This is a genomic window from Kitasatospora sp. NPDC058046 (assembly GCF_042885595.1).
Lineage (GTDB): Bacteria > Actinomycetota > Actinomycetes > Streptomycetales > Streptomycetaceae > Kitasatospora.
Window position 1 is genome coordinate 1 of record NZ_JBHVRS010000056.1, and the last position, 10580, is coordinate 10580.

Sequence of the window (10580 nt, forward strand, 5' to 3'; positions counted from 1 at the left end):
AGTTGCCTGCGCGTCACAGCCAACCGTTCTACCGGGTTCTGCCCTCAGGCGAGGGCAGAACCCGAAGACTGATCGCAACCTCACACAGGCCCTAGCGGCCACGGGCTGGACTTCGAGGGCCGGGGAGCGGTCGGCCGCTGGCGATGAGCAGGTCGGCGGGGAGCCGTGCTGGAGCCAGGCCCGGCCGGTGGTTGAGGCCGGATCCAGCAGCGCGGCCTTCTGGCGGCCCATCAGGTCGGACGCGGTCCGCGGTTCGATCGCCAGTCCGATGCATGCTGCGGCAACAGGCTCAGGCCAGGTCGGATCGAGGGCGGTGGCCTGCCCAGGCGCGGCGCATCAGGCGTGATCAAGGGGAACTCCCTCGTGCCAGGCGACTCCTTCGACGTAGGCCCAGTCACGGGCGATCGCCCAGCTCACGGACTCGACGTGGCAGTTGCCGGGATCACCAAGTGCGCTGTCCGGCCACGACTGCGGGGTGTACAGCTGGCCGACATCGAGCAGCAGACCCACGGCGGACGAGTACCGCCATCGCGGCACCGGCGGCCAGCGATCGGCGAAGGAGCGAAGGGCGGTGAGCATCTCGATTTCGGCGGTTGACGTTGTGTCGGTCGGCTCGCTGATACGGGGGGCGCGCACGATCACTGGCCTTCTGCGAAGAGGCGGCGCCGGCGGATGCCAGCGGTCACGCTCTCGCCGGCGGTCCTCGGGGCGACGAGGCCTGAGGTCGCCGGCCGGGGGATGTTGCGCGGCAGGTGAGCCGCGTCGGTACGGCTGCGGGCAACGGGGAGCGCACGTCGCCCCCCTGGCCGGGGTTGGGGCGGGGAGAGGAGAACGGAAGGCATGGAGCCACCGTAGCGGCCGCCCCGGCCAGCCGGGGCGGCCTGCTCCGAGGCCCTCAACGGTGCTGCGGTCCCTCGCCCTTACGAGGAGCTGGTCCTCACGTGGCGGGGCACCGCGGTCATCGGCAGCCGGCCGGGCGACACGGTCACGGCCTGGACCGGGTGCACGACGTGCCCAGGGACGGGGCGCAGCTGCCAGCGGGCCAGGAGAGTCGCCAGGACGATGGGGATCTCGGTGAGCGCGAACGCCTCGCCGACGCACTGCCGGTTGCCCATGCCGAAGGGCAGGTAGGCGCCCTTGGGGAGCGAGGCGGTCTCCTCGCGAGTCCACCGGTCCGGGTCGAACCGGGTCGGGTCGGCGAACAGGTTCGGGTCGTGGTGCGTCAGCAGAGGGCTGACGATCACCTCAGTCCCGACGGGGATCCGAACGCCGTTCAGGTCGACGGGCGCGACCGTCTTGCGCATCAGGAGGTTGGTCGGCGGGTGGATGCGCAGCGCCTCCTTGACCACGGACTGGATGTAGGGGAGCCGGGGCAGGTCGTCGAGGGTGACCGCCAGGTCGCCAACGACGTGGGCGGCCTCGTCGTGGGCGCGCTGGTCGATCTCGGGGTGCTGCCCGCGTTCGTGGAGGATCCAGGCCAGCGTGTCGGCGGTGGTCTCCATGCCGGCGGCGAGCACGTTGATGACCTCGTTGCGCAGCTGGTGGGCGGGCATCGGCTGGCCGGTGTCCTGGTCCCGGGCGTTCATCAGCATCGACAGCAGGTCGGCTCGCTCGGTGTCGTCCTGCTGGTACTCGGCCACGATCTGGTCCAGGAGACCGCGAAGACGGGTGATCGCCGTGTCGAAGGCCCGGTTGCGGCGGGTCGGCAGCTTTTCCAGCAGCGGCACCGGCGACATCGCTCGCCGCAGGATGGTGTCCTGGATCGGCGACGGCCTCGTCGATCGCGTCGGCCGCCTCGCGGTCGGCGGCCAGGTGGACGCGGCCGCGGTAGGCGGCGACGATGTCGGCGACGGCGGCCAGGTCGACCACGGCGGGGACCTGGTCGACCTGGTCGAGCCGGTCCACTGGCACCCAGCGCAGCAGCTCAGCTGGGCGGCGAGTTCGGCGTCCAGGCGCTCGGCGTCGCCGGGGAAGCCGTGGCCGGCGCGCAGGCGTGTCGGTGTGCCCGGCTCCGGGTCAGGCCTTGTGCTGTCGACGGTAGCCGCCCGGGGCGGGGCCGCGGGCCCGTTCCGGACGACACCACCCGCTGCCCTGGGCACGGTGTCGCGGCCGAGGCCGCCTGGGCCGCCGACCCGAGCGAGGAGAGGCGGGTCGGGTTCGCCGGGGTCGGCGGCGAGCTGTACGGCCACCCGTTCTGGGCGACGGCGGGTTCCCGGCACAAGGCCGAGATGGCGCTCAAGGCCGCCGTCCGCCCAGGTGCGCCACTGGATGTACCCTCCGGCACCGCGCCCCGGCGGGTGTTCCAGGTACTCGCCGCCGAGCTGTCCCATGGCAGTTCCAGAGCCTGCCCGGCTGTTCGTCGGGCAGACCGACCGTCTCGCCGGCGGGCTCACAGCGGCAGGCGCCAGCCGGGTCCGTCCTCAGTTCCGAGCCAGACCCGTTGTCCGTCGCCGTCGATCGTGATGCCGAAGCGCTCCTGGTGCGGTGTGCCCGCCGCCTGCCAGGTCTCGACCGCGTCCTCGACCTGGTCCCACAGGCGCAGCGGGCCGCGCTGGGTGACGGTCCATCCGCCGTGGCCATCGGGTTGGGTGCGGGCTTGGGAGCCGGTGGCGTGGTCGATGAGGATCTGCTGGTCGCCGGCGTCGATGCGTTCGGCGGAGGGGGCGGCGAGTTGGGCGACCCAGGTGCCGGTCCAGGTGGTGATGGTGGCGGGGTCGACGCGGGTGGGGCGTTGGTCGCCGGGCAGCAGGGTGGGGTTCTGGCGCGGGAGGCGGTCGTGGGGGCGGGCGATCATGAAGCTGGTCCAGCCGGGCAGGAAGCGGCCGGTTGCCTCGCCGGGGTCGGTGACGGTCAGCAGGGCGAGGGCGTAGCCGTACTGCCAGCCGGAGAAGGTGACGAGGATCTTTCCGCCGGGCCTGACCTGGTGCAGCCAGGGGTAGGGCAGGGTGCGCACCGCGCAGGTGGCGATGAGCCGGTCGTACGGCGCCAGCGGCTTGTGGCCGGCGAGACCGTCGCCGACGACCAGGTGCGGCGCGTACCCGGCGGCTTTGAGGGAGGCGGCGGCGCGTTCGGCGAGGCTGGGGTCGACCTCGATGCTGACGATGTTCTCCTCGCCGAGCCGGTGGGCGCCGAGCGCGGTCGAATAGCCGGTGCCGGTTCCGATCTCCAGGACGCGATGGCCGTCGTGCACGTCGAGTTGCTGCCACATGCGCAGGACCAGGGAGGGCAGGGTGGACGAGGAGGACGGGGATCCGGCGACCGGTTGGTCGGTGTCGGCGGGGTGGACGCGGCCGTCGAGCTGGGTGACGAGGGTCTGGTTGGTGTAGACGGCCTCCAGCCAGCCGTCGCCGTTCTCACGGACCGGTTCCCAGGAGGTGGGGAAGGAACCGGGGACTTCGCGGAAGTAGTCGCCGACGAAGGCCTCGCGCGGTACGGCCGCCGCGGCGGCGCGCCAGAGCGGGTCGGTGAGGCCTTCGTCGGCGGTGAGCTGCCGGACGAGGGCTGCGCGCAGGTCCGCGGCGGCTGCGGTGGTGGTCATGCGGCAGGGCCCTTCTGGAGCTGGTCGGCTATCGCCGTGGCGATGGCGTCGGTGGTCGCAGGCGGGAAGAACGCCCACTGCCCGTTGGCGTTGCACTCCAGGAACACCCAGCGGCCGTCGGTGGTGACGGCGAAGTCGAAGGCGCCGTAGACGAGCCGGAAGTGCTCCAGGTAGCGGGCCACGGACCGGCGCACGGGGAGTGGGACGTCGATCGGGGTGTGGGTGACCAGGTCCTGGCGGCGGCGCCAGTCCAGGTCGGGGCTGTCGATGCGGACGGCGAAGAGCTCGCGGCCCACTGCGGTCAGCCGTACGTCGTGGTCCTTGGCCAGGCGTGCCTGGAACAGGTGCGGGCAGGCGGCGACGGCGTCGGTGATCTCGTCCGGGGAGACCTCGGCGACCCAGGCCTGCACCGGCCGGCCGTCCTCATCCGTGTAGGGGGAGTTCCACAGCGGCTTGTAGACCGCCCCGCCGGGCTGTTCGGCGCAGAAGGTGCGCGCCTGCTCGGGATCGGTGGTCACGATCGTGTCGGGGACGGCGAAGCCGGCCGCGAGCGCGGCGTCGAGCTGGGCGGGCTTGTGCTCGGCGGCCCGGATCCGCCAGGGGTGGTTCACGTAGCGGGCGCCGGGCAGCGAGGCGAGGACGCCGCCGATGCCCCACTGGGCCTGGGCGCGGGCGAAGTCGGCGTCCTGTCCGTCCATACCGGCCGGTGTGGCCCAGCCCGAGGGGCGCCGGTACCAGACCGCGCGGACCCGGTCGAGGTCGAGGGCGCGGCTGGCGGTGGTGAGGGTGCCGCGTCGGCCGGCCGCGCCGTAGCGGGCGGTCAGTACGGCGCCCTGGTGGAGGTCGGCGCCGGGATCCGCGCGCACGACCGGCACCTGCCGTTCGGCCAGGATCCGTAGCACGATGTCGGCCGTCGGGTCGTAGGCGCAGGTCAGCACCAGGACCGCCGCCTGCCGGTCACCCGCCATGGTTCAGCTCTGGTCCTGGTCGTTGGACGTCACGGTGTCGACGTCGGTCGGCTGGGCCTGGCCACCGCTCTGCCCGTCCCCGCCACCGCCGCCGGTGCTCGTCGGGCCGGTCTGGTCCGTGCTGGTCCCGTGCTTGCCCAGCTCGACGGTGCGGCCCTGCTCGTCGTGGAAGACCGCGACCTGGGTGTCCGGGTCGATGACCGGTGTCAGGGCGGGCCAGGGCGGCGTGTCGCAGTACGGGCGCATCCGGGTGGTGCCCCACGGGGCGGTGACGGTGTTGGGCATCCTGATCTCTCCTGCACCTGATACGTGACGCTGGCAATGCGATCGGTAACCATCAGTCATGATGCCGGTGAACAGGCACGGGTGGAGGCGATTCGGTGAACTTCCCCCGCCGCCGGGCCCGGACGCCGACGGCCAGGAGCACGGTTGGGTCGACCCCGAGGCTGGCACCGGTCGACTTCGGCCCCCGTGCCCCGGGTACCGACCACGCCCGGCTGCGCGGACCAGGCGGCCACCGCCTCCGCGCAGCGGGGCGCCCGCAGGGCTCGACGCATCAATCATCCGTCAGCCCTCGGCCGAGGACCACGCGGGACCGGGCCGGCTCGGCCGCCTACCGACCGGCCGTCGGGCGCTGCGGCCCCGAGGGCGTGCCCGCGTGGTTCTGGTGGGCGGGGGCGCCGGTTCCCTGCGGGTGGGCGGTAGGTGGCTCGGGCGGGGGCGAGTCTACCCGGTCCGGGCGCCGCGCCGGGTTCGGAATCCGAACAGGACGCCGCCGAGTGCGAGGAGGAGCACCGTCAGCAGCAGCCCATTACCGCCCGTCAGCCGGGTGATGCCGACCTTGAGCTGGTCCCAGAATCCCTGCTCCGGCGCCTGGACGGTGCCGCCCAGCCAGATCGAGCCGTCCGGTGCCGTGACCTGGCGGGTGACGGAGTCCTGAGCGGCTCGGGTGACCTGCGGGTAACGCTGCCGTGCATCCGCCTCGGTGACGCCGGTCAGCCGGACGTTGGTCAGATCGGCACCGCCGAACACGTACCGGGTGACCTGCTGGACGCCGCCGTCGGTGCTCTCCCGGGTGATGTCGAACTCGTGGTCGCGGTACGAGCGCACGTAGTCGTCGAAGACCTGCTTCGGGCGCCAGCCGTCCTCCAGCCGGGCCGGCCCCAGCTCCTTGGAGTCGATGATGTCGTCGAACGCGGTCCGGTGTCCCTGCTGGTGCCGCTCGCGGGCCCACTGCGCGATGATGCGCGCCATGAACGCCCGGCGCAGGGGTGCGTACTCCGGGTCGGTGTTGACCGCCTTGATCACCTCGGGCAGCACGAGGGTGCGTTCCAGTTCCTCATGGTGGGCATCGGTGGCCGGGTCGGTCTTGCACCCCTGGGAGTACGGGTCGTCGATGTTCTCCGACTTCGTCTTCACGTCGAGCAGCGCCTTGAGGATGTAGAGCGACCCGCCGTCCTCGCGCACCTCGACCTGCCCGGGCACGATCCACATCCGGGAGGAGAAGCAGAGCGCGCCGTCCGAACTCGACTGGAGCTGCTGCCAGTACTTCGCGCCGGTCTCCGAGTCGGGGTGCAGGATCTTCGCCTCGGTGCGCTTCATCTGGAGGTCGGCTTCCAGCATGGCCTTCCCGGCGTTGGTCTGCCCCAGGGCGGGGTCGACGATACGGTCCGGCTCGGTGGGGTTGAGGTTGACCCAGAACTTCTGCGGGTCGAGGACCAGCCAGGTCCGCAGGTCGTCGCCCAGGTTCTTGACCACGCGCGTGCCGAGGTTGTTGTCCTGCTGGTACCCGCCGGGCAGCGGCTGCGCGGCGTACGCGTATTGGATCCCGTCCGAGGTGTCGGAGATGTAGCGCATCTCCAGCGTGGAGAAGTCCACGCCGCCGTTCGAGTCCGCGGATGCGAGCGCCTGGTCGATGGCCCCGCCGCGGGCGCTCCCGCCGTCCTCGTCGCACGGATCGGCGGCGGCCAGTTGCAGGGACATCCCCATGACGGGCCCCCCGGCACCACGGCCCATCGAGGAGCAGTGGGTGGTCGAGCCGGCCGGCCCGGGCATAGCGGCCTTGGCCTGCTTCTTCTTTTCCCTTTTCTCCTTTTCGAGTCGAAATTTTACATATGGAAGAATCTGATCAAGCTTCTTCCATGCGGAACTTCTATCCGCGCGGGTCGTGTAGTCAACCAGGAACTTGAACTTCCCGCCCTTTTCGTCGATCCCCTTGGTCACCTCCCGGCAGGGTTTGCAGCGATCCCGGTCCGAATAACCGTCGCGATCCCCTCCCTTTACGCTCTTGAGCTCATCGCCTTGGATGTCCAGATACGGACTCTGGAGGATGAGCGACAGGACCCGGTAGATGGCAGGCTCGGAATGCTCACCCTCGTCCTCCTCCTCGGATAGATTATCCTTCGGGGTGTTGACGGCGGCGACCTCCAGCAGTACGCCGTCTTTCGCCATACCCAGGTGGTCGAACAGTTCCTCGCGCCCCTCTCGTTTGAACAGCCTCATGTCGCCCACCGGATCGGGCCATTTCTGGGCCTTCTTTTTCTCTGCGCCGAACCATTTTTCGAGATTCTTTAGATGGGATTTCTGGAATCCGGTCAGGTCGAACAAGACGATGGCGAGATTGCGCCCGGGATCCCACATGTTGAGCCTGTCATGGGCTTCCATCCCGAGCCTTAGGAGCGGGTCCGCCAGAATCTCGTTCACCCTGTCCGCAATATCGCCCGCCGGCTCGGACAGGACAGGGTCCGGGGTGCCGTCCGCGACCGCCGCAGGCATCGGCAGGCCGACCACCAGCATGGCGGCGACCAGGACGGCCTGGACCGCCCGGGTGAAGCGACTCCACCAGGCCTCCCGCGAGCGCCGCGCGCTACGGTGCGCCATGGCCGCGTCCGTTCTCCGTCGGGGTCACTCCCGTGGCCTCCAGGTAGGCCGTCAACGCCGGATCCGGCTCCGGCCCCACGGCCCGTTCTCCTCGCCGGTAGGCGCGCCGTCCCGCCACGCCGAGGGCACCGAGGACCAGCACGGCCACGCCGCCGGCCCCGGCGAGCGACGTGCCGGTCGAGCAGGTCCGGTGCTGGCGCAGGTCCGTGAGGTCCAGGGAGGGCTTGTAGCCGATGCCGACCGTGCAGGCCGAGGCCGGCGGGGCCGACAGCATCGTGCTGCAGGCCAGCAGGGCGGCGGTGCCCGCCAGCCGCGCGGCGACCAGGCGGCGCGTCACGAGCCCACCACCGTCCGTGCGCCCTTCAGCCGCAGTACCCGTGCGCGCAACTCGTCTCCCTGTGGTTCGAGGTCCGGATCGTTTTGCGCCCACCAGCTCGCGAGTTCCAGCTGCGCGCTCTGCAGCCGGTGCAGGCGCAGCGCCGTGCCGGCTCCGTGCCGGCGCCAGGTGCCCGCCACGACCCACAGCCGCTGGGCGGGTGAGACCAGGACGGGTTCCTCCGTCGGGGTGATGGCGGCGCGGCCGGTCGCGGTCTCGGCCGCCGCCGCAGCCCGCAGCATCACGGCGCGCTCGCGCAGTCCGAGGACCAGGAGCACCACGGCCAGGGCGATGAAGGGAAGCTGCGGGAGAAGCCAGATCAGCGGCGAGACGACCAGGGTGTCCAGCGCGCTGCCGGTCTCGACCTGGCCCCCGATCCGGCCGGAGAGCCATCCGGACAGCGTCTCGGCCGCCGTCGCGCCACCGATCGCCGCCACCAGGGCCGCCGAGGCGACCAGCGCGCGCCGCTGCGCGCGGGCTGCGAGGGTGAGCCCGGCTCCCAGTACGGCGCCGAGGGCGACCTGTCCGCCGAGCAGGCCGATCGACTGCCGGATCCAGTACTCGAAGCCGCCGGTCGTCCCGAGAACGGAACCGAACGTGCCGTAGATCTTGATGAACAGGATGCTCTCCACGAAGCTGTACCCCAGCCCGACGGCGGCGCCGAGGGTCAGGCCGGTCACGGTGTCGGTGATGTGGTGGCGGAACAGCAGCAGGAGCATCAGGACGCCGGCCGCGACGACGAGTACGTTCACCACGCCGAGGTGGACGACCACCAGGTCGATGCTGCGGAAGATGCTTGCGGTGAACCGGCCCAGCCCCAGGCTCAGGTCGCCGCCGGAGGGGTTCAGGTAGTCCTTGGGGATCATGTAGCCGCTGATGGTGGCGAACGCGAGGCCGGTGTAGGCGCGGCCGAGGCCGAAGACGATCAACGCGCCCCAGCCGAACGCGGCCAGCAGCGCCGCGAGCGGCACCCGGGCGAACCGCACTCCGCCTCGCAGCAGGAGGAGCACGAACGCGGTGCTGGGCAGGCAGGCCAGCGTCACCGGCAGGTACTCGATCATCACCACCAGGGGGATCAGCCCGAAGGGCAGCAGCAGGAGCCCCAGCGTCACCCAGGTCAGCACCGCTGCCCGCCGGTCGGGCTGGCGGGTGACGGCGACGAAGACCTGGATCAGGACGCCGGCCGCGATGCCCGCCAGTACCGTCCAGAAGACCGCAACCGGCATGGCCATCAGCTTCTCGAACGAGTCCGAGAGGCCGGGCATCTTGGTGATGCCGGACGGCATCCTGTAGAAGATCGACAGGGAGGGCTCGTCGGGCTGCAGCCGGGGGCGGGTCAGGTTCGCGACCAGCTCGACCAGGTACAGGGCGATGGCACCGCGGGCGATCAGCAGCGCCCGTGCGGTGGCTGCCCGGTCGTCCCGGAGGACCCGGAGTACTCGTCGGCTCACGAGCCACCCCCCGGCAGGCCGCGCAGGCTCGGGAAGGCCGTGGGAAGCCCGGGGAAGCTCGTCGGGAAGCCGGACGGGAGCGTGGTCGGGAACCCGGACGGGAAGGACGTTGGGAGACCGGACGGCCTGCCTGTCGACAGGTCGGTCGGGAAGGACGTCGGGAAGCCCGACGGGAGGTCCGTCGAGAAGGACGTCGGCAGTGGGGGAAGTTTCGGCAGCTGGGGGACGCTCACGTCATTGGCCCCCGAGAAGTCGACCACCAGCGAGGCGGTCAGGAGTACCGCCCCGAGGAACCCACCACCCAGCAGCACACGGACCTGCCGGCCGGGCGGGCCACCTGGGGCGGCGCCGGGGACGGGTTTGGGCAACAGTTCGGTCACGCTGTACTCCACTCACCTGGGCAGCGCGCAGCAGGCCCCCGCGAGCCGCCGCGAACACGTCAACAGGACGCTATCGAAGGACCGGTGGCATCGCCGCGAAACGCGGAAAGTCAGATATTCCGACTTACCCAGGGCCTGTTCGCTCCCGGTGGCGCTCGTCGTTCCCGTCGGCCGGGGGCCCGGCGCCCGGGCCGCTGGACGGGTCGCCAACCGACCGGACCAGGCGGACTGGGCCCGGCAGGCCAACAACGTAGGCTCCTCTCCGTGCCCGATGACATCCCCATCCCCGACGCCCTGATCGCCCTGCAGCTGGCGGCCCGGGCCGCGCAGCGCGCGGTCGAGGAGTTCTCCGCCGGAATCGCGGCTGAAGCCCGTGAAAGATTCCCCGCTCCGGAGCAGTGGCTGGAGCGGCTGTGCTGGCCGGCCGATCCGCCGGAGGGTGGCTTGCAGGACGGGCCCGCCGCCTCGTTCTGGCCGCCGGATCTCACCGTGCGGCTCTGGCAGCTGAGGTCGGAGGCCACCGCCGCCTGGACGACGGCGGGCGAGCATCCGGCCTTCGGAGAGGCCAGGGCCGCCGACCGGTACCCGAAGTTCCTGGTCGTACTACACCAGCGCATCATCGAGGCCGAAGCAGCGACTGCCTGACCGCGATCCGATCAGGTCCCGCCGCGCCCGGGCGATCCCGGCACCGGGGACTGACATGGCATGTTCGCGATCAAGAGAGGATCAGGTCAAAGCTCTGGCCGCCTGCCGACCAGCGGACAGGGTGCAGGCGCCTTGGCGCAGCGGCAGCCAGCCGACAGCATCACGGCGTCCAGGGCCAACCGTCCTCCCGCATCAGCCCGACCGGGCGGCCGTCCGCGTCGCGCCGCGTCCGGCTTCGTCCCAGTGCTAGGCCGTGTCTCATAATTGATCTTGTGGTGGGTCGAGGAGAGATAACGGATGCTGCGTGGGCTCGTATAGAGCCGTTGTTGCCGCAGCGGGACG

Annotated in this window: 10 protein-coding genes; 1 reads left to right on the forward strand and 9 read right to left on the reverse strand. The window is 71.2% G+C overall.

Annotated elements, in window-relative coordinates; translation table 11 throughout:
* Positions 1-336: 336 nt before the first annotated feature.
* From ACFVU7_RS44790 to ACFVU7_RS44830, 9 genes are all read right to left on the reverse strand, one after another.
* Complete coding sequence (locus ACFVU7_RS44790; protein WP_388052472.1) at positions 337-642, reverse strand: hypothetical protein; 306 nt, start codon at positions 640-642, stop codon at positions 337-339.
* Between the two features lie 278 nt (positions 643-920).
* Positions 921-1727 carry a cytochrome P450 gene (locus ACFVU7_RS44795; protein ID WP_388052475.1) on the reverse strand — a complete coding sequence of 269 codons (807 nt, stop codon included), beginning with the start codon at positions 1725-1727 and terminating at the stop codon, positions 921-923.
* A 662-nt stretch (positions 1728-2389) separates the two neighbouring features.
* Positions 2390-3538: an ATP-grasp peptide maturase system methyltransferase gene (gene tgmC, locus ACFVU7_RS44800; protein ID WP_388052477.1), complete on the reverse strand. Its 1149-nt coding sequence runs from the start codon at positions 3536-3538 to the stop codon at positions 2390-2392.
* Positions 3535-4506, reverse strand: a complete 972-nt coding sequence (gene tgmB, locus ACFVU7_RS44805) for an ATP-grasp ribosomal peptide maturase (RefSeq protein WP_388052480.1) — start codon at positions 4504-4506, stop codon at positions 3535-3537. The genes tgmC and tgmB overlap by 4 nt, the downstream gene beginning before the upstream one ends.
* A 3-nt stretch (positions 4507-4509) precedes the next feature.
* The gene (gene tgmA, locus ACFVU7_RS44810; protein WP_388052483.1) at positions 4510-4791 is read right to left on the reverse strand and encodes a putative ATP-grasp-modified RiPP; all 282 of its coding nucleotides are present in this window, start codon (positions 4789-4791) and stop codon (positions 4510-4512) included.
* Between the two features lie 441 nt (positions 4792-5232).
* On the reverse strand, positions 5233-7386 hold the full coding sequence (locus ACFVU7_RS44815; RefSeq protein WP_388052486.1) for a hypothetical protein: 2154 nt from the start codon (positions 7384-7386) through the stop codon (positions 5233-5235).
* Positions 7373-7723, reverse strand: a complete 351-nt coding sequence (locus ACFVU7_RS44820) for a hypothetical protein (RefSeq protein WP_388052489.1) — start codon at positions 7721-7723, stop codon at positions 7373-7375. Before ACFVU7_RS44820 ends, ACFVU7_RS44815 begins: the two co-directional genes overlap by 14 nt.
* Positions 7720-9213, reverse strand: coding sequence for a PrsW family glutamic-type intramembrane protease (locus ACFVU7_RS44825; protein ID WP_388052492.1), 1494 nt, complete (start codon positions 9211-9213; stop codon positions 7720-7722). Before ACFVU7_RS44825 ends, ACFVU7_RS44820 begins: the two co-directional genes overlap by 4 nt.
* On the reverse strand, positions 9210-9593 hold the full coding sequence (locus tag ACFVU7_RS44830) for a hypothetical protein (protein WP_388052495.1): 384 nt from the start codon (positions 9591-9593) through the stop codon (positions 9210-9212). The genes ACFVU7_RS44825 and ACFVU7_RS44830 overlap by 4 nt, the downstream gene beginning before the upstream one ends.
* Positions 9594-9857: 264 nt before the next feature.
* Here ACFVU7_RS44830 and ACFVU7_RS44835 point away from each other — a divergent pair, with 264 nt between their 5' ends.
* Positions 9858-10238, forward strand: a complete 381-nt coding sequence (locus ACFVU7_RS44835) for a hypothetical protein (RefSeq protein ID WP_388052497.1) — start codon at positions 9858-9860, stop codon at positions 10236-10238.
* Positions 10239-10580 lie beyond the last annotated feature (342 nt).